At 68.2% G+C, this 23,625-nt stretch carries 23 protein-coding genes and 4 tRNA genes; 11 read left to right on the plus strand and 16 right to left on the minus strand.

The annotated features are described in order from the left end of the window. Window positions 1-93: 93 nt before the first annotated feature. From ACP699_RS02035 to ACP699_RS02050, 4 genes are all read right to left on the minus strand, one after another. On the minus strand, window positions 94-2,238 hold the full coding sequence (locus ACP699_RS02035) for a 3-hydroxyacyl-CoA dehydrogenase NAD-binding domain-containing protein (protein ID WP_426171514.1): 2,145 nt from the start codon (window positions 2,236-2,238) through the stop codon (window positions 94-96). Between the two features lie 8 nt (window positions 2,239-2,246). Further along, window positions 2,247-3,452, minus strand: coding sequence for a thiolase family protein (locus tag ACP699_RS02040; protein ID WP_426168767.1), 1,206 nt, complete (start codon window positions 3,450-3,452; stop codon window positions 2,247-2,249). A gap of 72 nt (window positions 3,453-3,524) precedes the next feature. Further along, window positions 3,525-4,718, minus strand: a complete 1,194-nt coding sequence (locus ACP699_RS02045; protein WP_055867943.1) for a ribonuclease D — start codon at window positions 4,716-4,718, stop codon at window positions 3,525-3,527. Beyond that, the gene (locus tag ACP699_RS02050) at window positions 4,711-5,292 is read right to left on the minus strand and encodes a DUF3000 domain-containing protein (protein ID WP_426168771.1); all 582 of its coding nucleotides are present in this window, start codon (window positions 5,290-5,292) and stop codon (window positions 4,711-4,713) included. Before ACP699_RS02050 ends, ACP699_RS02045 begins: the two co-directional genes overlap by 8 nt. Window positions 5,293-5,317: 25 nt before the next feature. Here ACP699_RS02050 and ACP699_RS02055 point away from each other — a divergent pair, with 25 nt between their 5' ends. Continuing rightward, a complete protein-coding gene (locus tag ACP699_RS02055; protein WP_426168774.1) occupies window positions 5,318-6,472 on the plus strand; it encodes an alpha/beta hydrolase family protein in 1,155 nt (384 codons plus the stop codon). On the opposite strand, the gene ACP699_RS02060 is transcribed toward ACP699_RS02055, so the two are convergent. Together ACP699_RS02060 and ACP699_RS02065 are read right to left on the minus strand one after the other, a co-directional pair. Further along, window positions 6,456-6,887, minus strand: coding sequence for a SufE family protein (locus tag ACP699_RS02060; protein WP_055867962.1), 432 nt, complete (start codon window positions 6,885-6,887; stop codon window positions 6,456-6,458). The genes ACP699_RS02055 and ACP699_RS02060 overlap by 17 nt on opposite strands. 19 nt (window positions 6,888-6,906) lie before the next feature. Then, window positions 6,907-7,800 carry a sulfurtransferase gene (locus tag ACP699_RS02065; RefSeq protein ID WP_055867964.1) on the minus strand — a complete coding sequence of 298 codons (894 nt, stop codon included), beginning with the start codon at window positions 7,798-7,800 and terminating at the stop codon, window positions 6,907-6,909. A gap of 145 nt (window positions 7,801-7,945) precedes the next feature. Between ACP699_RS02065 and zapE the strand changes: the two genes are divergently transcribed. From zapE to ACP699_RS02080, 3 genes are all read left to right on the plus strand, one after another. Beyond that, a complete protein-coding gene (gene zapE, locus ACP699_RS02070) occupies window positions 7,946-8,983 on the plus strand; it encodes a cell division protein ZapE (protein WP_055872456.1) in 1,038 nt (345 codons plus the stop codon). Window positions 8,984-9,117: 134 nt separating this feature from the next. After that, a complete protein-coding gene (locus tag ACP699_RS02075) occupies window positions 9,118-10,356 on the plus strand; it encodes an ammonium transporter (RefSeq protein WP_055867970.1) in 1,239 nt (412 codons plus the stop codon). 20 nt (window positions 10,357-10,376) lie between these two features. Continuing rightward, complete coding sequence (locus ACP699_RS02080; RefSeq protein WP_174799576.1) at window positions 10,377-10,931, plus strand: type II toxin-antitoxin system PemK/MazF family toxin; 555 nt, start codon at window positions 10,377-10,379, stop codon at window positions 10,929-10,931. On the opposite strand, the gene ACP699_RS02085 is transcribed toward ACP699_RS02080, so the two are convergent. Together ACP699_RS02085 and ACP699_RS02090 are read right to left on the minus strand one after the other, a co-directional pair. Then, window positions 10,897-12,054, minus strand: coding sequence for a DUF1611 domain-containing protein (locus tag ACP699_RS02085; RefSeq protein ID WP_318278842.1), 1,158 nt, complete (start codon window positions 12,052-12,054; stop codon window positions 10,897-10,899). The genes ACP699_RS02080 and ACP699_RS02085 overlap by 35 nt on opposite strands. Before the next feature lie 396 nt (window positions 12,055-12,450). Next, the gene (locus tag ACP699_RS02090) at window positions 12,451-12,900 is read right to left on the minus strand and encodes a GIY-YIG nuclease family protein (RefSeq protein WP_031206109.1); all 450 of its coding nucleotides are present in this window, start codon (window positions 12,898-12,900) and stop codon (window positions 12,451-12,453) included. Between the two features lie 89 nt (window positions 12,901-12,989). Between ACP699_RS02090 and ACP699_RS02095 the strand changes: the two genes are divergently transcribed. After that, on the plus strand, window positions 12,990-14,072 hold the full coding sequence (locus tag ACP699_RS02095) for a PQQ-dependent sugar dehydrogenase (protein WP_426168783.1): 1,083 nt from the start codon (window positions 12,990-12,992) through the stop codon (window positions 14,070-14,072). 105 nt (window positions 14,073-14,177) lie between these two features. Here the strand turns inward: ACP699_RS02095 and ACP699_RS02100 are convergent. Then, window positions 14,178-14,253 (minus strand) — tRNA-Val (locus ACP699_RS02100). 151 nt (window positions 14,254-14,404) lie between these two features. Between ACP699_RS02100 and ACP699_RS02105 the strand changes: the two genes are divergently transcribed. From ACP699_RS02105 to ACP699_RS02120, 4 genes are all read left to right on the plus strand, one after another. Beyond that, window positions 14,405-14,477, plus strand: a tRNA-Gly gene (locus ACP699_RS02105). Window positions 14,478-14,531: 54 nt separating this feature from the next. Further along, window positions 14,532-14,602 (plus strand) — tRNA-Cys (locus tag ACP699_RS02110). A 27-nt stretch (window positions 14,603-14,629) separates the two neighbouring features. Continuing rightward, a tRNA-Val gene (locus ACP699_RS02115) sits at window positions 14,630-14,701 on the plus strand. 131 nt (window positions 14,702-14,832) lie between these two features. Beyond that, complete coding sequence (locus ACP699_RS02120; RefSeq protein WP_426168786.1) at window positions 14,833-15,405, plus strand: dihydrofolate reductase family protein; 573 nt, start codon at window positions 14,833-14,835, stop codon at window positions 15,403-15,405. 63 nt (window positions 15,406-15,468) lie between these two features. On the opposite strand, the gene ACP699_RS02125 is transcribed toward ACP699_RS02120, so the two are convergent. From ACP699_RS02125 to ACP699_RS02155, 7 genes are all read right to left on the minus strand, one after another. Beyond that, the gene (locus ACP699_RS02125; RefSeq protein ID WP_426168789.1) at window positions 15,469-16,695 is read right to left on the minus strand and encodes a Dyp-type peroxidase; all 1,227 of its coding nucleotides are present in this window, start codon (window positions 16,693-16,695) and stop codon (window positions 15,469-15,471) included. Next, entirely contained in the window at window positions 16,695-17,228 is a 534-nt protein-coding gene (locus tag ACP699_RS02130; protein ID WP_426168792.1) for a copper chaperone PCu(A)C, read from the minus strand. Before ACP699_RS02130 ends, ACP699_RS02125 begins: the two co-directional genes overlap by 1 nt. A gap of 11 nt (window positions 17,229-17,239) precedes the next feature. Then, window positions 17,240-17,857, minus strand: a complete 618-nt coding sequence (locus tag ACP699_RS02135; RefSeq protein ID WP_055868009.1) for a copper resistance CopC family protein — start codon at window positions 17,855-17,857, stop codon at window positions 17,240-17,242. 123 nt (window positions 17,858-17,980) lie between these two features. After that, window positions 17,981-18,586 (minus strand): hypothetical protein, encoded by a 606-nt coding sequence (locus ACP699_RS02140; RefSeq protein ID WP_426168796.1) that lies wholly within the window; start codon window positions 18,584-18,586, stop codon window positions 17,981-17,983. Between the two features lie 67 nt (window positions 18,587-18,653). Then, on the minus strand, window positions 18,654-20,006 hold the full coding sequence (locus tag ACP699_RS02145; protein WP_426168799.1) for a cryptochrome/photolyase family protein: 1,353 nt from the start codon (window positions 20,004-20,006) through the stop codon (window positions 18,654-18,656). Between the two features lie 39 nt (window positions 20,007-20,045). After that, window positions 20,046-20,459, minus strand: a complete 414-nt coding sequence (locus ACP699_RS02150; RefSeq protein WP_055872466.1) for a DoxX family protein — start codon at window positions 20,457-20,459, stop codon at window positions 20,046-20,048. 63 nt (window positions 20,460-20,522) lie between these two features. Beyond that, window positions 20,523-21,473, minus strand: a complete 951-nt coding sequence (locus tag ACP699_RS02155) for an alpha/beta fold hydrolase (protein ID WP_055872467.1) — start codon at window positions 21,471-21,473, stop codon at window positions 20,523-20,525. 165 nt (window positions 21,474-21,638) lie between these two features. Here ACP699_RS02155 and ACP699_RS02160 point away from each other — a divergent pair, with 165 nt between their 5' ends. Beyond that, entirely contained in the window at window positions 21,639-22,796 is a 1,158-nt protein-coding gene (locus ACP699_RS02160; RefSeq protein ID WP_426168804.1) for a sensor histidine kinase, read from the plus strand. Then, the gene (locus tag ACP699_RS02165) at window positions 22,793-23,476 is read left to right on the plus strand and encodes a response regulator transcription factor (protein ID WP_426168807.1); all 684 of its coding nucleotides are present in this window, start codon (window positions 22,793-22,795) and stop codon (window positions 23,474-23,476) included. Before ACP699_RS02160 ends, ACP699_RS02165 begins: the two co-directional genes overlap by 4 nt. Window positions 23,477-23,625 lie beyond the last annotated feature (149 nt).

Raw genomic sequence — 23,625 nt, forward strand, 5'->3', positions numbered from 1 at the left:
CTCAGGTTAGGCCCCCGGCCGCGGTGGACGACGAATCGCCCCGCCGGATTCGCGAGGAATCCGGCGGGGCGAATTGTCTGATGATCTTCTCGATCAGCGGCTCTCGATGCCGCGGATCTGCGGAGTGTGGAACGAACCGCCGAACGCCCGCTCGGAAGCACCCTCGCGGTCGAGGTACGGCGAAGCGCCGCCGTCGATGAAGGGCCAGCCGGCGCCGAGGATCAGGCACAGGTCGATGTCCTCGACCTCGGGGACCACGCCCTCATCGAGCATCAGCTTGATCTCCTGCGCGAGACCGTCCTGCACACGCTGGAGGATGGTCGCAGCCGTCGCCGGAGTCTTCCCGACAGCGGGCTTCAGGACCTTCTCGGCCTGCTTGCTCCAGCCGACGACGCGTCCGCCCTTGTCCTTCTCCACGACCGCGTCGAGCTCGGCGAGGGCGTGGAAGTTCTCGTTCGCGTAGAACCGCTCGGGGAAGGCGTGCACCATCGTGTCCTGCACGTGGGCTGCGACCTTCCAACCGACCAGGTCGATCAGCTGGAAGGGTCCCATCGGCAGGCCGAGCGGGCCGAAGGCCTTCTCGACGTCGGCGATCGGTGTGCCCTCGTAGACGGCACGTGCGGCCTCGCCCATGACCTTCGCGAGCAGCCGGTTCACGACGAAGCCCGGGGCGTCGGCGGTGAGAACCGCGTTCTTTCCGAGGTTCTTCGCGACGACGAAGGCCGTCGACAGCGCCGCATCGGCCGTGTCGGGCGTCTTCACGATCTCGATCAGCGGCATCACCGCGACCGGGTTGAAGAAGTGGAACCCGACCAGGCGCTCGGGGTGGGCGAGCTTCGCACCGATCTCTTCGACCGACAGCGACGAGGTGTTGGTCGCGAGGATCGCGTCCTCGGCGATGATCTTCTCGATCTCTCCGAACACCTGCTGCTTGACGCCGACCTCTTCGAACACGGCCTCGATCACGAAGTCGCAGTCCGCGTAGAGGCTCTTGTCGGTGGTGCCGGTCACGAGCGCGCGCAGCTTGTTCGCAGAGTCGGCGTCCAGACGCCCCTTGGCCTCGAGCTTGCCGATCTCCTCGTGGATGTAGGCGACGCCCTTGTCGACGCGTGCCTGGTCGAGGTCCGTGATGAGCACGGGCACCTGGAGCTTGCGCACGAACAGCAGCGCGAACTGGCTGGCCATGAGTCCGGCACCGATGATGCCCACCTTGGTGACCTTCTTCGCGAGCTCCTTGTCAGGAGCACCGACAGGCCGCTTCGCGCGCTTCTGCACGAGGTCGAAGGCATACATCGACGCGGCGAACTGGTCGCCGGTGACGAGGTCGGCGAGCGCCTCGTCCTCGCGGGCGAAGCCCTCGGCCTTGGTGCCGCTCTTCGCCTTGTCGAGCAGGTCGAGCGCCGCGTACGGAGACTTCGGTACCGTTCCGATCTTCGATTCGAGCATGCCGCGCGCCATCTTGATCGCGATCGGCCACTTGGTGAGCCGCTCGATCTTCCCTGGTTCGTTCTTGCGCTCGACCTTCTTGCCGCCGAGTACGGCGTCCGCCCAGGAGAGCGAGTTCTCCAGATAGTTCGCGGCGGGGAAGATCGCGTCGAAGATGCCGAGATCGAACGCCTGCTGGGGCTTCAGCATCCGGTTCTGCTTGAGCGGGTTCGAGATGACGACCTCGAGGGCGTTCTCGATGCCGATCAGGTTCGGCAGCAGATAGGCGCCGCCCCAACCGGGGATGATGCCGAGGAAGACCTCGGGGAGTGCGACCGCTGCCGCAGACGCGTCGACCGTGCGGTAGCTGGAGTTCAGTGCGATCTCCAGGCCGCCGCCCAGGGCGAGGCCGTTCACGAAGGCGAACGACGGCACGCCGAGATCGCCCAGCTTGCCGAGCACCTTGTGGCCGAGCTGCGCGATGAGGCGTGCGTTGTCGCGCGAGCCGACCTTGCTGATGTCGGACAGGTCGGCACCCGCGGCGAGGATGTACTGCTTTCCCGTGATGCCGACGGCCTGGATCTCGCTGGCGGCGGCTCGCGCCTTGAGACCGTCGAGCGTCTCACCCAGCTGCGTGAGCGTCGCAGGGCCCAGCGTGTTCGGACGGGTGTGGTCACGACCGTTGTCGAGCGTGATCAGCGCCAGCACCTTGCCCGAGGGGAGACGGATGTCGCGCACCGGGGACTGGGTGATGACCTCGCCCTCGGTAAGCGCCTGGATGGGGGAGAAGTCGATCTCGTCGTAGTTCGTCACGGTGGCGCTCACTTCTTCTTCTTGCCGTCGTAGTGCGGGTTCTCCCAGATGACCGATCCGCCCTGGCCGAGGCCGACGCACATGGCGGTCAGGCCGTAACGGACGTCGGGGCGCTCGGCGAACTGTGCCGCGAGCTGGATCATGAGGCGCACGCCGGATGCCGCGAGCGGGTGACCCAACGCGATGGCGCCGCCCCACTGGTTCACTCGGGGATCGTCGTCGGCGATGCCGAAGTGGTCGAGCAGCGAGATCACCTGGATGGCGAACGCCTCGTTGAGCTCGAACAGGCCGATGTCGGCGATCGTGAGGCCGGCCTTCTTCAGGGCCTTCTCGGTCGACGGGATCGGTCCGATGCCCATGATCTCCGGCTGCACTCCGGCGAACGCGAACGAGACCATCCGCATCTTCGGCGCGAGCCCGAACTCCTTGACCGCACCGCCGCCGGCGAGCAGCGACATCGTCGCGCCGTCGGTGAGAGGCGACGAGGTACCGGCGGTGACGCGGCCATGCGGGCGGAACGGCGTCTTGAGGGCCGCGAGGTCCTCCATGGTGGTCTGCGGGCGACGGCCCTCGTCTTCGGTGGCGAGACCCCAGGCGCCGTCGGGCCCCTTGGTGGCCACGGGAACGAGGTCGGGCTGGATCTTGCCGGCGTCGTACGCGGCCTGCACCTTGTGCTGGCTCAGCATGCCGAACCGGTCCGAGCGCTCCTTGGTCAGGTGCGGGAAGCGATCGAAGATTCGCTCCGCCGTGACGCCCATGTTGAGCGCGCCGGGGTCGACCATCTTCTCGGCCACGAAGCGGGGGTTCGGGTCGGCGTTCGCCCCGATGGGGTGGTGGCCCATGTGCTCGACGCCGCCGGCGAGGGCGAAGTCGTACATGCCGATGCCGATCGAGGCGCCCATCGTCGTGACGCTCGTCATCGCGCCGGCGCACATGCGCTCGACGGCGAGGCCGGGGACCGTCTGGGGCAGCCCGGCCAGGATCGCCACGGAGCGGCCGAGCGTGAGGCCCTGATCTCCCGTCTGCGACGTCGCGGCGATCGCGACGTCATCGATGCGGTCGGTGGGGACCGCCGCGTTCCGCTCCAGCAGGCCGATGGTCGCCTTGACGGCCAGGTCATCTGCGCGGGTGTTCCAGTACATGCCTTTTTCGCCGGCGCGCCCGAAGGGGGTGCGTACTCCATCGACGAAGAAGACGTCCGAGATCTCGGCCACTCTGCCTCCAAGTTAGTGCGTGGCCTCAGTCTATGAAGCCCGCGAAACGGGGAGGAATCGGTTGGGTCGAACCTACGAAGCGGGTGCGGGGGTCGTGTCGGGCGTTTGCGCCGCCTCTACAAAGGCGGTGGCGATCTTCTGTGCGGTCTGTGCAATCTGCCAGGGTCGCGCGCCCAGGGCGGCCAGAGCAGCGCCGATCTCCTCCGCGGTCTCGCCGGGCAGATCCCAGGCCACGCGACGGAGGTACTCCGGAGTGAGGAGGTTCTCCGTCGGCATCCCCAGCTCCTCGGCCACGGCCTCGACGACGGGGCGGGCGGCCTTCAGACGAGCATCCGCCTCGGGGTTCCGATCAGCCCAGGCGCGCGGCGGAGGAAGAGTGTCGCTCGGGACGCGTTCGCGAGGGAGCTCCTCCGACGCCCGGCCATCGACGATCGCCTGCCACCACCGATCGAGCTGCGTGCGACTCGCGCGCCCCTGGAACTCCTTGATGCCTGCCAGTGCCTGTTTCGACGTGGGATTCGCCATGACCGCCGCCACGAGGGAACGGTCGGGGACGAGACGTCCGGGGGAGACGTCCTGATCCTGCGCGAACGCCTCGCGAGCCTGCCAGAGCGAGCGGGCGACGGCGAGGTTACGGGCTCCGCGCACCTGGTGCAGGCCGCTGAGCCGGCGCCAGGGGTCCTCGCGCGGCGGTTTGGGGGCGCGAGAGAGCGTGGCGGCGAACTCCTGCGCGGCGAACTCCGTCTTCCCCTGCTCCTCGAGCTCGAGCACCAGCACGTCACGCACGTCGATCAGGTGCAGAACATCGAGGGCGGCGTACTCGAGCCAGGAGTCTGGCAGCGGCCGCGTCGACCAGTCGGCCGCGGAGTGCTCCTTCTTGAGCGTGATGCCCAGGGTGTCCTCGACGACGGCACCGAGTCCGACGCGTTCATGCCCCAGGAGGCGCGATGCCAGCTCGGTGTCGAAGATCACCGGCGGCTCGAGGTGCAGCTCCCGGAGTGAAGGCAGGTCCTGGCTCGCGGCGTGCAGCACCCATTCCACGTCTCCGATCGCATCCTGCAGAGGTGCGAAGTCGCCGATGGCCGGCGGGTCGAACAGGAAGACTCCTGCGTCGCGGCGGAACACCTGCACCAGATAGGCGCGCTGCGAGTACCGGAAACCGGATGCCCGCTCCACGTCCACGGCCACGGGGCCGGTTCCTGCGGCGAGCACGGCGCAGGCTGCGCGGAACTCCTCGACATCCGAGATCACGGAGTATTCAGTCACGTACAGCCTTTCGCGCGCCGATCACGGCGATGCCCTCGGAGCCGGGCGGAAGCCCCGCCAGCATTCCGACCAGTTCGGCCCATGCTTCGACGTGCGGTCGGAACGGGCCCTCCGGAGTCCAGGACGCCCGCAATTCTATCTGGGCGCCGTCTCCTTCGATGGCGAGCCCACCGAATCCCTTCGAGAGCGTCTTGGTCGAGGTGCCCGACTCCGAGTGATAGATCGCGTCGCGGGAGTCGAGCGCGTCGACCAGCCACGACCAGGTCACGTCGGCGAGAAGCGGGTCGGTGCCGATCTCCGTCTCCAACGGCGCCTGGGCGAACAGCACGATACGCCACGAGCCTCCCCACGCGCCGGGCTCTTCCGGATCGTGCAGCAGGACGAACCGACCGGTGCCGTACACCGACTCGCCGTCACCCTGCGGGCGCACGTCGGCGGCGAGGGCGATGGCGAAGGGCGCGAGGCCCTGCGGGGTGGCGATCTCGCGCACCGTGATGTCATCACGGAACTCGGTCTCGCGCAGTTCGGCCACGGCGCTCTCGAAAGGCGTCCCGGCCTCGGGGTGTGCGGTCACGGCAACAGGCTAGAGTCAGGAAGCGATGAAGAGTCTCAGGCACGCCGTTACGCTCCTTGTCCCTGCCCTGTTCGCTTTCGGGGCGGCGCTCGCTCTCGTCGTGTTCGCCGTCGCCCGTCGGGTCGTCACGCCCATGCGTCGTGCCACCGACACCGAGATCCTCGCCGTCGACACCGGTGCGCAGACCATCGAGTTGCAGCGCACCCTCGACACCGAGCTCCCCGGACGGTACGGCCTGTTCACGACCGGAACCTACGGCTATGTGAAGCTCGGTGCTGTGCTCAGCGCAGACGGCTCGACTGTTCGCCGTAAGCTCCTCACGCAGATCGAGCCCGGCGCCCGCGTCGATCGTGCCGCGGCCTTCAGCGGCTACTACTACTCATCCCCGAGCGAGCTCCACCTGCGCTGGGAGAACCTGCTGATCGGCACCCCGGCCGGTCCGTGCCCTGCCTGGTACTTCCCGGCGTCGTCCTCGACCTGGGTGATCCAGGTCCACGGACGCGGGGCGACACGCGCCGAGTGCCTGCGGGCCGTTCCGGTGCTCTCTGCCGCGGGCCTGCCCAACCTCGTCGTCTCCTACCGCAACGACGGCGAGGCCCCCCGCACCAGGGCGGGCGCCTACGCGCTCGGAGCGTCGGAATGGCGTGACGTGGACGCCGCGATCGCCTACGCACTCCGACACGGCGCCGAACAGGTCATCCTGATGGGGTGGTCGATGGGGGGAGCGGTCTCGCTGCAGGCTGCGGTGACGTCGGAGCACCGCGATCGCATCGCCGGGATCATCCTCGAATCTCCCGTCGTCGACTGGCGCACCGTGCTGCGATTCCAGGCGAAGATGGCCGGAGTTCGGGCACCGCTGCCCGCACTCGCCATGGGCGCGCTCCAGATGCCGCTCACCGCGCGCCTCAGCGGAGCCGACGAGCCGATCGCGTTCGATCGCCTGGACATGGTCGCCCGCGCCGACGAGCTGACAGCGCCCATCCTGATCCTGCACAGCGACGACGACGGCTTCGTCCCTGCCGACTCATCGCACGCGTTGCAGGAGGCGCGTCCGGATCTCGTGACGATGCCCAGATTCACGGTCGCGCGCCACACCAAGCTCTGGAACTACGACCAGACGGGCTGGACCACCGCGATCACCGACTGGCTCGAGGCCCAGGGCTTCAGCGCTTCTGCGTGACCTGGTTCTTCGCCCGCATCAGCATCCCGGTCATGCCTCCGATGCGCAGAGGCGACACCGCCTTGGTGAGCCCGATCGACTGCGGATAGTCGTTCGGGATCGCGAGGACCTCGTCGGCGGTCAGGCCGGTGAGGCCCTGCACCAGGATGCTCGCGAAACCGCGGGTGGTCGGAGCCTCGGGCGGCGCCGTGGCGTGCATGGTCACGATGTCGTCGTTCACCTCGACGTGGATGTACACCGGCGACTGGCACTCAGCGACGCGCTCGTACATCTCCGGGTGGGCCGCGACCTCGTCGGACACGTCAGGGAGCTCGTCGGAGAACTCGAGCAGCAGGAGAAGACGATCGGACTCGGGGGTCTCCAGGAAACCGTCGCGGATCTCGGCGAGGGCGTCAGGAACGTCGCTTGTGGTCATCCCTGTCATTGTCACATGTTCAGAGCGTGCCGGGCTCTGAGCCGGTGACGATCGGCACACGCACCGCGCTGCCCCACTCGGTCCAGGACCCGTCGTAGTTGCGCACGTTCTCGAAGCCCAGAAGGTGGGTGAGTACGAACCAGGTGTGGCTCGAGCGCTCCCCGATGCGGCAGTAGGCGACGACATCGTCCCCGTCCTTCAGCCCGGCCCCGTCGCGGTAGATCGCGTCGAGCTCGGCACGGCTGCGGAAGCCGCCGTCCTCGGCGACCGCCTTGGCCCACGGCACGCTCTGCGCGGTGGGGATGTGGCCGGCACGCAGCGCGCCCTCGTCGGGGTACGCGGGCGCCGTGGTGCGCTCACCGGTGTACTCCTCGGGAGAGCGGACGTCGATCAGCGGGCTGCCGATATGGGCGAGAACGTCATCCTTGTACGCGCGGATGAGGGAGTCGTCGCGCTCGACGACCGGATACTCCGTGGCCGGACGGCTGGTCGCCTCACGCGTGAGCTCGCGCCCCTCCGCGATCCAGCGGTCGCGTCCGCCGTCGAGCAGACGCACGTCCTCGTGACCGAAGAGGGAGAAGACCCAGAGGGCGTAGGCGGCCCACCAGTTGTTCTTGTCGCCGTAGATGACGACCGTGTCCGAGCGATCGATGCCCTTGCGGCTCAGCAGCTCGGCGAAGCCCTCGCCGTCGACGTAGTCGCGCACCACGGGGTCGTTGAGCTCGGTGTGCCAGTCGACCTTCACCGCTCCCGGGATGTGACCGGTCTCGTAGAGCAGGACGTCTTCATCGGACTCGACGACCACCAGACCCGGCGCTCCCAGCCGTTCCGCGAGCCACTGCGTGGTCACGAGGCGGCCCGGTTCGGCATACTCGGCGAACTTGGGGGAGGAGGAATCGAACTCGATGGCCATGGGATCTCCGAAGCGTTGAGCGGACGAGGGGGCGGTGGCAGACGGCGTAGTGTTGATCCGTCCCTTCGACGATAGATCCCCGCCGAGCACCCTGCGCCCGATTCGTAAGACTTCGACACAGGTGAGCACCTGATTCAGGACTGTGATGACCGACCAGACCAGCCGCACGGGAATCGTGCACCTCACCGAGCGTCAGCCGACCGTCAGCGGACCCGAGATGCTGGCGAGCCTGGTGCCGCCGCCGCAGTTCGACTCCGCGACGTTCGACAGCTACCGCGCTGATCCGGCCTATCCCTCGCAGGAGGAGGCGAAGGAGACGCTGATGCGCTTCGCCGGGCGCGGAACGCCTGCGAAGCGCGGCGGTCTGTTCAGCCGCGCGAAGAAGGAGCCGGAGCTCAAGCCCGGCGTCTACCTGGACGGCGGGTTCGGCGTGGGCAAGACGCACCTTCTGGCGTCGATCTACCACGCGATGCCTGCGCGTCGGAAGTACTTTGGCTCGTTCATCGAGTACACCGCGCTCGTCGGCGCGCTCGGTTACAAGAACACCGTCGATCTGCTCAAAGGCGCCGACCTGCTGTGCATCGATGAGTTCGAGCTCGACGATCCGGGCGACACGATGGTGATGACCCGTCTGCTGGGGGAGCTCGTGCCGACCGGCACCCGGCTCGCCGCGACCTCGAACACCCCGCCGAACGCGCTCGGCGAGGGACGCTTCGCCGCACAGGACTTCCTGCGGGAGATCCACGCCATGTCGGACAGCTTCCAGACGCTGCGCATCGACGGCGTCGACTTCCGCCAGCGCGCCCTCGACGGGCACGCGGTCGTGCTCGACGACGCGGCGTACGCCGACGCGGTCGAGAAGGCGGGCGCCGCCGGTGCGACATCCGACGACCGGTTCGACGACCTGATCCGCCACCTCGCACAGGTGCATCCGTCGCGCTACATCAGACTCATCGACGGCGTCGCCGGTGTGGGTCTGCGCGGGGTGCGCCAGCTCACCGATCAGTCGGAGGCGCTGCGCTTCGTGGCGTTCGTCGACCGCGTGTACGACGCGCAGATCCCGATCCTCGCCACGGGGCTCGGGCTCGACTCCGTCTTCTCCGACGAGATGCTCGCCGGCGGGTACCGCAAGAAGTACCTGCGCGCCATCTCTCGACTCAACGCCCTCACACATTCTGCGTAAGCCCGCAGAATCGCGTAACGCGATGTTCACGGGCGGAGCCGCGCTGTAACCGCGGGGAAACAAACCTCACGCATTGACGAAACCGCAGGTCGTCACACTGAAGCTCTCAATTACTTCGGATGTGAGGTTTTCCTATGGATGCTCCCGGCAACATCTCGTGGGCGATCACCGCGACAGCGCTGGTTCTGCTCATGACGCCCGGCGTCGCCTTCTTCTATGGCGGTCTCGTCAAGGCGAAGAGCGTCGTCAGCATGATGATGATGAGCTTCGGCTCCATCGGACTCGTCGCCGTGCTGTGGATTCTCTTCGGCTTCTCGATGAGCGCCGTCGACAGTCCGACCGCTTTCGCGGGCAACCCCTTCGCCGACATCGGGCTCTCGAGCCTGGCTGAGGGTGAGGGCTCGAACGTCGCGCTCCTGGGAGTCGCCTACGGCGCCACCTTCGCCATCATCACTGTGGCGCTGATCTCCGGAGCGATCGCGGATCGTGCGAAGTTCGGCAGCTGGCTGATCTTCGCCGGCATCTTCGCGACCGTCGGCTACTTCCCGGTCGCCGCATGGGTCTGGGGCGGTGGCTGGATCATGAACCTCGGCACCACGCTCTTCGGCGAGGACAGCGGCATCGGTGTGATCGACTACGCCGGTGGTACCGCCGTGCACATCAACGCGGGCGCCGCGGCCCTCGCTCTCGCGCTGGTGCTCGGCAAGCGTATCGGCTTCCAGAAGGGCATCCTGAAGCCCCACAACGTGCCTCTGACGCTCCTCGGCGCCGCGCTGCTGTGGTTCGGCTGGTTCGGCTTCAACGCCGGCGCGGAGTGGCTCGCGGAGGACATGGGCGGGGTTGGACTCATCGGTCTGAACACCCTGGGGGCGACCGCTGCCGCCATCCTCGGCTGGATCCTCGTTGAGAAGATCAAAGACGGCAAGCCCACCTCGGTCGGAGCCGCCTCCGGTGCGGTCGCAGGTCTGGTCGCGATCACCCCGGCGTGCGCCAACCTGACGCCGGGCTGGGCTCTGCTGCTGGGTGCACTCGCCGGAGTCGTGTGCGCACTCGCGATCGAGCTGAAGTTCCGTCTCGGCTTCGACGACTCCCTCGACGTCGTCGGCATCCACCTCGTCGGTGGTCTCATCGGAACGGTGTACCTCGGCTTCTTCGCCACCGAGACCGGCCTCTTCGTCGGCGGCGACGCCCGCCAGCTCGCCGTGCAGCTGATCGCCGCGCTCGGAGTGCTGATCTACTCCTTCGTGGTCGCCTTCATCATCGGTTTCGCCATCGAGAAGACGATCGGCTTCCGTGTCACGAACGAGGACGAGATCGCCGGTGTCGACCAGGTCGTGCACGGCGAGGAGGGCTACGCACTCGCCGACGCGTGATCTGCGGTTAGGGTGACCGTGTGAGCAAGACCAACGGCATCCTGGCAACACTCGCGGAGATTCTGCTCAAGGCAGTGGGCTCCGGCCGGGCGTCTCGGACAACAGATCCGAGACGCCCGGACGCGCGTCTGCGGACCCCGCAGGAGACCTCCGCCCCCGCCGGCACCGAGACCGCCCGCATCGATCCGGACCGGATCAGGGATCTGCGGGTCGCCTATGCGCCGCAGCGGGACGGTGCCCCGGATGCCGGCGAGATCGTCTGGACCTGGGTGCCCTACGAGGAGAACGACGGGCGCGGCAAAGACCGTCCCGTGCTCGTGATCGGCCGGCAGTCAGCGGATCGCGTGTACGCGGTGCGGATGACCAGCAAGCCGCACGACGGGGAGCGGGACTACCTCTCGATCGGGACCGGGGCCTGGGACTCTCAGGGACGCGAGTCCTGGGTCGACATCGAGCAGCTGTACAGCGTCCACGAACGCGGACTGCGACGGGAAGCGGCGGTGCTCGATCGCCGCCGCTACGACCGCGTCGGAACGGCTCTCACGCGGCGCTACGGCTGGTCCGTCGCGGGCTGAGCATCGGGAACGCCTGCAGCACCATATCGACGAGTTCGGCCAGCGGTCGTGTGAGCGGGTCGGTCGCGGGGAGTCCCGTGCGGAGCTCGATCTCGTCGATCGCGGTGGCCAGCTGTTCCGTCGAGAGGTTCTCGTGGTTGACGGTCACGCCGATCACCGTCGTGTCGGCGAACGCCTCGATCAGGGCGATCTCGCTCGCGACCGTGGGCATCGCCACCATGGGGAAGTCGCCGAGGACCTTGCGTCCGGGGGCGTGCTGCACGATCACGCCTGCGGGCTGGCTGCCGCGGAGGATGTGCGCGGAGGTGATGTAGGCGGGATGGCTGAGTGCGCCTTGTCCTTCCACGATGATCACATCCGGGTTCTCGCCCTCGAACGCCGCGACGACCTGATTCTCGACCTCGCCGGAGCAGAACTGCGGGACGAGGGCGTCGAGGGCGACACCGTAGCGCCCGCCCTGGATGATCGTGGTCTGCCCGGTGCCGACCATCACAGCGTGCACGCCCCGCTCATTGAGCGCCCGCACGAGGATCGTCGCCGTGGTGCGCTTGCCGATCGCTCCGTCGGTGCCCAGGATCGTGATGCGCGGGCAGGTCACGTCGAAGATGCGACCGGAGAAGAGGTGGAGATCCTTCTTGTCGCGCGGGCGACGGATGTCGGTGATCGTGACCTGGGCGAGAAGCGCCGCGGCGACGAACTCGGCGTCGTCGGTGAGGAACTCGTGCAGGCCGTTGATGATGTGCATTCCGCGGGCGATGCCATCCAGGAGCACGGTGCGCTGATCGGCTGAGAGCAGGCCGTCGGCGGGAGCGACGCCGCAGATCAGGTAGTCGGGGACGTGCCCGGCGTGCGCGATCGCGGTGGGGAGACCGTCGAGGATCGGGATGTCGTTCACGTGTCCGTCCAGAAGCATCCCGGCATCCGCTCCCGCGTGGGTGCTGTCGATGACGCTGAGGATCTCGTACTTCTCGGAGTGGCGGACCAGCCCGTTGGCGGTCTTGCCGTCCTGCTCGCCGAACTGGCCTTCGCAGTACACGATCGCGGTCGTCCCCGAGGGGAGGCCGATCGGGGCGGCCCAGGCGTGCGCGGGGTCGATGAAAGACGGAACTGACGGGGTGGGCATGATGCTCCTCGGACTCGCACAGAGGAGGCGACGGAGAACGAAATGACCGATGAGGCCCGTTGGTCGACGAGAAGTCTTCCCTGATGCCGGCAAGATACCGGCACCCTCACCGTAGCAGTGGTGTCTGGGACCCGGCCGCGAAGATCCGGGGCGATCGACCGCGGTGTCTCACCCGGTGCTCGAGGGGCCGCCGGGAGGCAGGTGAGGAGCAATCCGATCCGCATCGGGCTTCGAACCAGTGGTGAGTCGCGCACCGCGGCGCCACACGAGGAGGAATCATCCCGATGCCAGCCGCAGCCTGCGACCGCCCGGGGTCGGGCCGCCACAGCCTGATCCTTCCCGAGACGCGGTGCCGGGTGACTGGACTTCTCGAAGCAGTCGCCCGGCACCGTCATGTCACAGCTCGGGTGCCGCGGCGTCGATACCGCGCAATGCTCCGCTCAACCAGCGTCCGTACAGCGGCCACGGCTCGCCCTCTTCCTGGAGGGCAGCGACGTGCGCCCGCAGCTCATCTGTCCAGGTGAACCACTCACCGCCCTCACGGATCGCGGCGAATTCGCGATGTCGCTGCTGTTCGACGGCGCGACCGCCGCGCTCGAAGGCCAGGAGCTCGTCGTGCCTGATGCTGGCCAGCCGCTGTCGCGGACGCCGGCTCGTGCCGATCTTCACGCGACGGTCGAATCGGATGTAGTAGACGACGTCGACACGGGGGAGGGGGAGGTCGGGATCGGGGGCGTCGCCGACGCGCCATCCGCAGGAGGCGCAGCACCACGAGCCCTCCGTGCGTACTCCCCGTGTGCCTCCGCAGAGCGCGCAGGGGCCGGGGAGAAGTTGATTCGTCGACACCGTGGCAGGCTACGCGGCCCCTCCGACACACGCCTCTTCTGCGCCGCGCGCAGCGCGTCTAGTGTCGAACGCAAGGCGAGGGAACGGTGATGAGGACGACGCGGCGAGGGTTGAGGGCATCGGCCGCGTTGTGCGCCGCCGGGATCGCTCTCGTCGCGTGCGCGCCGACACCACCTGCTCCGCCTTCGCCGACGCTGTCCGAGGGGTCCGTCAGCATCTCCCCGGAGCAGAGGAAGACGATCGTGCAGGGCTTGGAAGCCCCCTGGTCCATCGCGTTCTCAGGGAGCACCGCGTTGCTCAGCGAACGCGACACCGCCCGCATCGTCGAGGTCTCGGATGCAGGTGAGACGCGCGAGGTCGGCGTGATCGAGGGCGTCGAGCCGCGCGGGGAGGGCGGCCTGCTCGGTATCGCCGTGCACGAGGGCGACCTGTACGCGTACTCGACGGCCGCCGACGAGAACAGGGTGCAACGATTCGTCCTCTCGGGCGCACCGGGGTCGATGGAGATCGGTGAGCCCGAGACGATCCTCTCCAGCCTCCCCGCCGCCGGAAATCACAACGGCGGCCGCATCGCATTCGGCCCTGACGGGATGCTCTACGTGACGGTCGGCGACGCCGGCGATCGTGAAGGCGCTCAGGATCTCGGATCTCTCGCGGGGAAGATCCTCCGCGTCACACCGGATGGGCGCGTGCCCGAGGACAACCCCTTCGAGGGCTCGCCCGTCTACAGCCTGGGCCACCGCAACCCGCAGGGGCTGGCGTGGGACGAAGACGGAACCCTCTACGCGAGCGAGTTCGGTCAGGACACCTGGGATGAACTCAACGTGATCGAGCCGGGCGGCAACTACGGATGGCCGAGGGTGGAAGGCATCGCTGGTCGTGCGGATTTCATCGATCCGGTGCAGCAGTGGGCTCCCGGCATCGCGAGTCCGAGTGGCATCGCGATCACCGCGGGGTCGATCTTCATCGCGAACCTCCGCGGAGAGCGGATCCGACAGGTGCCGCTCACTGACCTCCGCGCCTCCGGCGAGTTCCTCGTCGGGGCGCTCGGGAGGCTTCGGGACGTCGCGGTCGCACCGGACGGGGCGCTGTGGGTGCTGACGAACAACACCGACGGTCGGGGAGACGCGGACGAAGGCGACGACCGCGTCGTGCGTATCCCTGTCGGGTAGCGCGACGGCAGGTCGACCGGCAGACGCGCGCGAGGGAACCGGGAGGTCTGCGGCCCGGGGCGGTGGAGGAAAAGAAAAGAACCCCCGAGTGGATCGGAGGTTCTGTGGTGGGCGATACCGGACTCGAACCGATGACCTCTTCCGTGTGAAGGAAGCGCGCTACCAACTGCGCCAATCGCCCGTACCCGCGGGGTACGTCAACCGATACTACCGGACGCTCAGAGGGCCTGTGGACCACTCGGCGAGACACGCGCGAGATTCGCTGCCGGTTTGGCGGAGTGCGGATCTTCGGCTAATGTTTCATGAGTGCCCGGGACAACCGGGAACGAAATGCGGATGTAGCGCAGTTGGTAGCGCACAACCTTGCCAAGGTTGGGGTCGCGAGTTCGAGTCTCGTCATCCGCTCGAGTGAAGGAGAACTTCTTCGGAAGATCTTCCGCACGTGGGGTCAATCCACACGGTGGCGTGGCCGAGCGGCTAGGCACCGGCCTGCAAAGCCGTTTACACGGGTTCGAATCCCGTCGCCACCTCACGGGAAAACTGAATAGCCCCAACGGGCGCGATTGGCGCAGCGGTAGCGCGCTTCCCTGACACGGAAGAGGTCACTGGTTCGATCCCAGTATCGCGCACAGACAGAAACCCCCGGTTCTCCGGGGGTTTTTTCGTGCCTGGAGTGCGACCGGGAGGATGCGATCCGCATCGGCCGGGGTTACTGTGGGGCGATCCGCGAAGATGCGGACCCACGCCAAGGAGATCGATCATGGGATCGCTTCGATACTCGATCAATGTCACGCTCGACGGCTGCTGCGATCACGAGGCCGGCGCCGCGCCGGATGAGGAGTCGATGCGGTACTGGACCGCGGAGATGGAGCGCGCCGACGCCCTGCTCTTGGGCCGGGTGACCTACGAGATGATGGAATCCGCGTGGCGCAAGCCCGCGACGGGTGTCTGGCCGGACGGGATGAGCGCGTGGGAGATTCCCTTCGCCGAGGCCATCCACGGGGCGAAGAAGTACGTCGTGTCGAGCGCGCTGAGCGAGGTCGACTGGAACGCGGAGCTGGTTCGCGGCGACCTCGAGCGTGCGGTTCGACGTCTCATCCTCGAGTCCCGCGGAACGGTGTGGGTGGGCGGCGTCACGCTTCCCGCGGCGTTGGCCGACCTGGGATTGATCGACGAGTACGAGTTCGTCGTCCAGCCGGTGATCGCCGGACACGGGCCCGCGCTCCTCTCCGGTCTGCGCGAGCGCATCCCGCTCGAGCTCATCGGCCGCCAGGAGTTCCGTTCCGGCTCGATCGCCCTGCGATATCGACCCGTACGGGAACAGGTGCGGTGACGGCTCGTCCGCCGCAGGTGGTGTCCCGACCGTGCCCGGCCGTCGCCGGGCACGGTCGGAGTCTCAGTCGAGGAGGGTCTCGCCGATAAATCCGCCCTCAGCGCACCCGGGTGGGATCGCGAAGACCGCCGACCCGATCGGAACCGTCCACTCGTTGAGCAGGTCGAGTTCATCGAGTCTGCGCTGCATCGGGATGAACTGCCGCTCGACATCGGCTTGAAACGAGACGAAGATCAGGCCGGATTCGGACACTTCGGTGCCGAGCGGTCGCTCGTCGTAGTTGTATGCGCGGCGGAAGATGTGTTCCTTCCCCTCGCCGCGGGCGCGTCGGATGTGTGCGAACGGCGCGATCACGGGGAAGCCGATCGCCGTCGTCGCCTCGAAATCGGGTTCGTCGAACTCCTCGGTCCCGGTCAGCGGGGCGCCGTTGGCGAGCGTCCTCCCCACGGATGCGTCGCGTCCGCTGCGATCCAGTCGGTCCCACTTGTCGAGATCCATGCGGATGCGGCGGATCACCATCCCGGTGCCTCCGGCGAGCCATCCGTCTGCGCTCCACACGACCTCGTCGAACTGCTCCGTGCCCGGTTCCGGGTTGGTCGTGCCGTCCACCTGCCCGAAGAGGTTGCGCATCGTCGTGCCGGGGCGTTCTGTGCCATGGGCCCGGCGGAAGCCCTGCTGTGTCCACCGGATGCTCGCGAAGCCGCGGGCGTCCTTGAGGAGCATTCGCGTCGCGTGGGCGACGGTCAGCGGATCGTCTCCGGCGACCTGCACGAGAAGGTCGCCGTCCGAGAATTCGGGCCGCAGCTGATCCACACGGAAAGCCGGAAGGGGAGCGAGCCAGGAGGGTCCTGCTCCTGCGGCTCGTGCGACGAGCCCTGGACCGAACCCGAAGGTGATCGTGAGCCGCGCCGGCGAGAGGGCGAGCTCCGGCTCGGAGTCGGCGAGGGCCGGCAGCCCCTGCGTCAGACGAGCCGCGTCGTCCGTCAGGATGCGCATCAGGCGGGTGAGGCCGTCTCGGTCGACATCCTCGCGGAGATCGAGGCCGAGGAAGACGCCGTGGGCCTGTGCTGCGGTATCGACACCGGCCTGGTGGACTCCGAAGAACGGCACTGTGAGTTCACCGTTCATCGGGGCGGAGACCGGTTTCGCTGCGCTCTCCTGGCGGTTCAGGGCGAGGTCCACTCCCACGGCCGCGACCGCGCCGACTCCGGCGACAGCGCCTCCGAGGAGGAACTGCCGCCGGGTCGACCCGGCGCGGCGGGAGCGGGCGCCCTCAAGGGGCGCCGACATCAGTGATCCATACCCTCGTGCTCTTCGCCGCCCTCGTAGTTCTCGTTCGCGCCGGAGTAGTCCTTGACGGGAGCGGTGAACTCATACGTGGAGTCGTCGGAGAACGTGAGAGTGAAGGTGACGTCACTGCCCGCGGTGAGAGGACCGGAGAGGCCCATCAGCATGATGTGGTTCGCTCCCGGCTCCAGGGCGAGCTTCCCGCCGGCGGGGATGACGAATCCGCCGTCCTTCTCGCGCATCACCATCTCGCCGGCCTCGTTCTCGACCGTCTCGTGCAGCTCGATCATGTCGGAGGCCTCGGACGTGACGGAGACGACCGTCACGTTGTCGTCACCGCTGTTGAGGAGGGTGCCGAAGGCGGCGGACATGCCTTCGTCCGCCGACTTCACCCAGGCATCCTCGATGGTGACGGTCTCGCCTGCGGGGCGGGACGCGGACTCGGAGGTGCTGCTCTCCGGCGTGCAGCCGGTGAGCGCGAGCAGGGAGACCGCGATCACAGCGGCGAGGCGGGGGAGGTTCTTGGTGGTGTTCACAATGGTGCCTTTCACAGGTCATCTGCCGCGGATCCGCCGTCGTGCGGCGGAGCGGCTGCCGTCCGAGGACGACGAAGGAATCGAATGAGGACGAGGGCGAGGACGGCCACGGCCGCTCCGCCCGCGCCGATGAGCAGCACCCTGAGGGCGCTGCCCGAATCTGCTGCGGTCTGATCCGGCTGTTCTGCGGAGGCCGGAGGTGTCGCTGTCGAGCCGCCGGAGGTGGGGCTCTGCAGCGGTTCGGCGTCGCCGATCGTGAAGGGGATGACCCCGGCGATCGGATGACCGTCTTCCGACACGACCTGCCAGCGCACCTGGTAGCCGGCGGTCGGCATTCCCGGTTCGAGCGCGGCGGTGACCGTGCGCCCGGCGACTGTCGCATCGCCGGAGACCCAGTCCTTCCCCGACGCGTCCACGACCAGGACGACGGCCCCGGTCAGTGACTCATCGAGCACCAGGAGCTCGCCGGAGAACGTCATCGTGATGCTCTCCGGCGCTGCAGCCAACTGCTCATCGGCGGCCGGCGTGCTGGACATCAGTTGGTCGTGGGCGGACGCGGGCGTGGCGATCGCGAGGGTCGCGACCGTCGCCAACGCCAACCCGGCCGCAATCCTGCGGACAGGGGACATGGGAATGGCCTCTCATCAGACGTCGCGTGCGCGACGTTCATGCAAGCGTTCAGAACCCGCGCGCATCGATGGCGCACGGCGGTGACGCACCACAGGACCGGTCGGGCCGGTACAGGGCGCGGATCAGATCGCAGCGAAGAGAGGCGGAGCGCGACCCCTGAGGGTGGCGAGGAGGACGAGGCCTACGGCCCGCTCGAGATCGAACCGACCACGCAAGCCGCCGGCGACCGGGGCGACCGGAAGCACCAGGACATGATCGACACGGCGACGCAGCCAGCGGACCACCTGCACGGCGAGATCGCGGAGGGCGAGGACCAGGCGCTCGCCCCGATGAAGCGCGGCCACCGTCAGAAGTGCGGCGATCGCGTGTCCGAGCCACATGGACGCATCGGCGGTGACGGCCTCGGGGACACCGGCCGTCGCCGGGATCACCAGGGGCGCCCCATGCACGTGCGGGGTGGTGACGCCGGACGGCGTGACGGTGCCGAGCACGAACAGCGTGTGGAACAGGAACTGGCTGACCGCGACGGAGATGCTCAATCGGATCAGCGACAGAGAACGACCGGCGAGCAGCACGCAGATCATGAACGAGAACACCCACGGCACGGCGATGCCGAGCGCTCCGGGCATCTGCCCGCCGCCCGAGACGTGACCTGCGAGAGCGACGAAGATCGCCAGTGACGAAGCAGCGAAGCCGCGGACGACGGCTGGCTTCCTGGATTCGGTCACGGCTCCAGTCTGGCATGGACGGCGTCGGCGACTCGATTCGCCCACCCGATCGTGGGTGCCGCTCTCGTCAGTCGCGTCCTGTGCGCGGTGCGCGCTTGACCTGCTCGTAGGCGGCGAGCGCGATCTTCCGCGTCTCGGCCAGGTCCACGATCGGCTCGGTGGGGGCGTCGGCGGCCCAGCGCGAGATGTAGAGGCTCTGCGGGTCGAACTTTTTCGCCTGGAGTTCGGGGTTGAACACGCGGAAGTAGGGCGCCGCATCGGCTCCGGAGCCGGCGACCCACTGCCAGTTGAAGGGGTTGTTGGCCTCGTCGGCGTCGACGAGCGTGTCCCAGAACCACTCTTCTCCCAGGCGCCAGTCGATGAGCAGGTTCTTCACGAGGAAGGATGCCACGACCATCCGGACCCGGTTGTGCATGTAGCCGGTGTGCCAGAGCTCACGCATGCCGGCATCCACGAGGGGAACGCCCGTCTCTCCGTGCTGCCACGCGTCGAGGTGGGCGGGGTTCAACGGCGGCCAGGGGAAGGCGTCGAACTCCGGCCGCAGATTCTCGCTGGCGAGGTCGGGGGAGTGGTACAGCGTGTGCCAGGCGAACTCGCGCCAGCCCACCTCGGAGAGGAATCCACCGGCGCCGTCGACGCCGACCGCCTCGTGCCAGACCGTGAACGGGCTGATCTCTCCCCATCGGAGGTGGGGGGAGAGCAACGAGGTGGCCCCGGCTGACGGTTCGTCCCGCGCGCGGTCGTATGAGGGGAGGTCATGCTCGAGGAAGTCCTTCAGCCGCTGTCGCGCGGCGGGTTCTCCCGGCTCCCACGTCTCGCGCAGCCCCTCGGCCCAGTCCGGGGTCGTGGGCAGGAGATTCCAGTCGTCGAGCGTGTCCGATGGCGGCATGTGCGTCGGGCCGGGGACCGACCGAGGCTCCGGCAGAGGGGAACGCGGCGCCGGCAGCGCGAGGCAGGCCCGCCAGAAGGGCGTGAACACCGAATAGTGCGTGCCGCTTCCGGTTCTGACCGTCCAGGGCTCGTGGAGAAGCGAGCCGGCGAAGGAGGCGACCTCGAGTCCATCGGCCCGGAGCGAGCTTTTCAGCGCCGAGTCGACTTCGCGCCCGGGACCCCCGTACCGGCGGTTCCAGAACACGGCGCCCGCTCCGACTTCGGTCACCGTTTCGCGGACGATGCGCTCTGCAGGGCCGCGACGCAGCACGAGGGCGCCACCACGGTCGCGGAGACGCGCGTCGAGAGAGGCCAGCGAGTGGTGCAGCCACCAGCGGGTTGCGCCACCGATGGCACGGATGCCCGGCGACTCCTCGTCGAACACGTACAGGGCGATGACCGGTTCTCCTCGGTCGGTCGCTGCCCGCAGCGCGGGGTTGTCTGCGAGTCGGAGGTCATTGCGGAACCACACGATCGAGGGAGACGTCATGGGACCATTCTCCTGGAACGCGTGGTCATGGTTCGTCGCTCAGCCGCGACGGCGGTTGCGACGACGAGGGGCCTCGCCGCTCGTCGACCACAGCGCCCACAGTACGAGGAGCGGCTGCAGGAAAAGCCTGCCGAAACGCCGGGCATCCGTGTCGAGTCCCGGCGTCGAGCGCCGGGTCTGCCACTGGTGGATGTTCCCCGGCATCACGGCGACGAAGAACGCCGCGGTCGCCCAGCCGATGCGGCGGCGCTCCTTCGGCAGCGCGAGCAGTCCGGCGGCGAGCGCGACTTCGGCGGCACCGGATGCGATCACGATCGTGTCCTTGTCGAGCCTGGTGAGGCGCGTGGCCCAGTCCGGCACCACCACACGGAATCCCCGGGTGCTCAGGAAGTGGCCGACCCCGATCGCGCCGAGCGCGAGCGCCAGTATCCATCGTGCGACTGCTCTGTCCATCCGTTCACGCTACGTGATGTTCGACTGCTCGCCGCTCCCGCCGCCTCAATGCGCTGTGACACGTCACTGCGGGGCGGACATCCGCGTGCGCTCCCAGGAGCGGAACTCGTCGACGATCCTCGGCGTGTGCGTGTGATGGAGGTAGTGCTCCCCGTCGAGCGGCACGACCGTGCCGTCAGCGACCGCCTCGGCCTGCTCCTCGTGCAACCGCACCCACGTGGGGACGGACGGATTGTCGGCGACGACGAACAGCAGCAGGGGGAGGTCCTCGGGAAAGCTCGTGCCGAGTGCATCCTCGAAGTTCGCCGGAAGCAGAGACATCGCATTCAGGTAGGTGGGGCTCAACGTGTTCCGGTCGGTGAGCAGGGCGATCTGCTCCCGTGCCTTCGCGGAGTAGACGGATTCGTCGTAGCCCGTGCCACGGAAGGACGCGATGAGTCGGACCAGTCCGAGGGTCTTCGCGGCACCGAACAGTCCGACCGGCAGCTCGGTGTCCGAGCCGGGTTGGCCGGGCACGCTGCTGTCGATGCCCACGAACGCCCTGACCTCATCGGGATAGCGGTTCGCGAACTGGATGCCGTAGATGCCGGCGATGGAGTGTCCCATCAGGACGTAGTCGTCGACGCCGAGCTCCTGCAGGGCGGCGTGCGTCTCCGTCACGATGTTGTCGGTGGTGCGGGCGCGGTCCGTGCCGTCGCTCAGCCCGTAGCCGAACGGCTCCACCACGATGACGCGATGATCCCGCGCCAGCTCGGCGACGAGCGGCTCGAAGTCGAGCACGGGCGATGCGGTACCGAACCCCGGCAGGAGCACGATGTCCTCTGAACCCTCGCCGGTGATCATGACGTTCATGTCGTGCCCGTCCACGGTGACCTTCTGGCCGTAGGGCTCGATGCGATCCTGTTCGATCGTGGTGGCCACCGCATTGCCGACGGTGGTGGCCGTCAGACCGAGCGCGATCACCGCGACGACGGATGTGAGCGCGACGAGCACTCTCTTGACAGGCTTCTTCATGCCGACCCCTCTCGGCGCACGCCCTGTGCGCCCTCGTTCCAGCGTGCCGTCCGGCATCCGCCGTCGCGTCGCCCTGCCGCGGACACTCGTGTACTGCGAGCGCAGTACACGCAGCTCATCCCGTCGGGGGATCCCCGTGCCGGCGTCGCGGGGAATACTGGTGTGATGTCGGCACCCCGTCCTCCGCGAATCCCGGCGCCGGTCGGCGACGTGATCGCCGTGGTCGTGGTGGTCCTGTTCGCCGTGTCACCCTTCCCGGACGACGCTTTCCGTGCGAGCGGCTGGATGCTCGTCACAGCCCTCGTCCCCGCGGCCGCGATGCCCTTCCGTCGACGGCTTCCACTTGTCGTGCTCACCCTCAGCCTGCTGTGCGCGACGGTCCTGGCGCTCACGGGCGTCATGTCGCCGAGCGCGCTCATCGCCACGGCGATCAGCGCCTACGCCGTCGTGGACCGCCGTGGACGACTCGTCGGGATCATCGCGGTGAGCGCGGCGACGGTGCTCGTCTTCTTCGTCAGCGCGATCCCGCTCGGCGGGGACCTCCTCGATGCCCGCGCGCTGCAGTTCGTCTTCATCATCGCCCTCGCCGGGGCGCTGGGAGACGCGGCCAGGTCGCGACGCGAGTTCGTGCGCGCCATGACGGAACGAGCGGAACGCGCCGAGCAGGGGCGAGATACGGAAGCACGGCGTCGGGTCGCGGAGGAACGGGTGCGCATCGCCAGGGACCTCCACGACGTCGTCGCACATCAGATCTCGGTCATCAGTCTCAATGCGGGCGTCGCGTCGTCCGCGTTGGAGGTCCGTCCGGAGCGTGCGCGCGAGGCACTGACGACCATCCGACGTTCCTCCCGTACCGTGCTCGCCGACATCGGCGGACTGATGGCGCTGCTGCGCTCCGACGATCCGGACGACGTGCGCGACCTGCGCCCGCAGGTCGGCCTGGACGGTCTCGATGGGCTGGTCAGGCAGTTTCGCGAGGCGGGGCTCGACGTCGATCTGGACGACGATCTCGACCGGCCCGCCCTGTCGCCGGCCAGCGATCACGTCGCCTACCTCGTGGTTCTCGAAGGTCTGACGAATGCGCACAAGCATGGAGCGGACGGCTCGGCGCGCGTTCGTCTCCAGGCGGAGGACGATGCGCTCCGCCTCGTCGTCGTCAATCAGACGGCTGCGCAACCGGGCTCCGTGTCGGATGCCGGTGGCCACGGGCTGCGCGGGCTGCGCGAGCGGGTCGTCGCCGTCCGCGGAGACGTGCAGGCCGGCACCGCCGACGGCGCGTTCCGCCTGGAGGTTCGGATCCCGCTCGATGGAGGCGCACGATGATCCGGGTGCTCGTCGTCGATGACCAGCCGCTGGTGCGGCAGGCCGTCAGCGACATCCTCGCCGACGGCGGCATCGAGGTGGTCGGCGAGGCGGCGAACGGGCGGGAGGCGGTCTCCGCGGTGAGCCGATGGATGCCGGACGTCGTGGTGATGGACATCAGGATGCCGGAGCTCGACGGCATCGCCGCCACTGCGCAGATCATGAGCGCGCCGCTGACCACGACGCCGCGCGTGCTCATCCTGACGACCTTCGAGGAGGACGACTACGTCGTGGCCGCCCTCCGTGCCGGCGCCAGCGGGTTCATCGGCAAAGGTGCGGAGCCGGAGGACATCGTCGGTGCCGTGCGAGTGGTGCATCGCGGAGAGGCGCTCCTGTCATCGGCGGCGACGCGGTCGCTGATCGAACGCTCGGTGCTGCCACAGCATCCACACGCCGAGGCCTGGAGCAGCGAGCCGTTGCGCCAGCTCACGGAACGCGAACGGGAAGTGCTGCTCCTCGTGGCGGGTGGGGCTTCGAATCAGGACATCGCGGACGACCTCGTGATCTCACCGCACACGGCGAAGACCCATGTGAATCGCATCATGTCGAAGCTGCACGCGCGCGATCGGGCGCAGCTCGTGATCGACGCCTACGAGTCGGGGATCGTGATCGCGTCGGGCGGAGCCGACCGTCGCGGCTGAACCCGCCGGAGCGCCACATCCGCGCCGGTGATCTTCACGCGGGTGGCGGTCAGGAGGGCCCAGCCGGGCGAGTAACCTGGTACCGACCCAGATGGAGAGTTTCTGTGCCTGAAAACGCCCGGCCGAATGACGGCTTCGCCCTGTTCACT

Source organism: Microbacterium sp. DWRC1-3 (genome assembly GCF_049896645.1).
In the GTDB taxonomy this organism is placed as follows: Bacteria; Actinomycetota; Actinomycetes; order Actinomycetales; family Microbacteriaceae; genus Microbacterium; species Microbacterium maritypicum.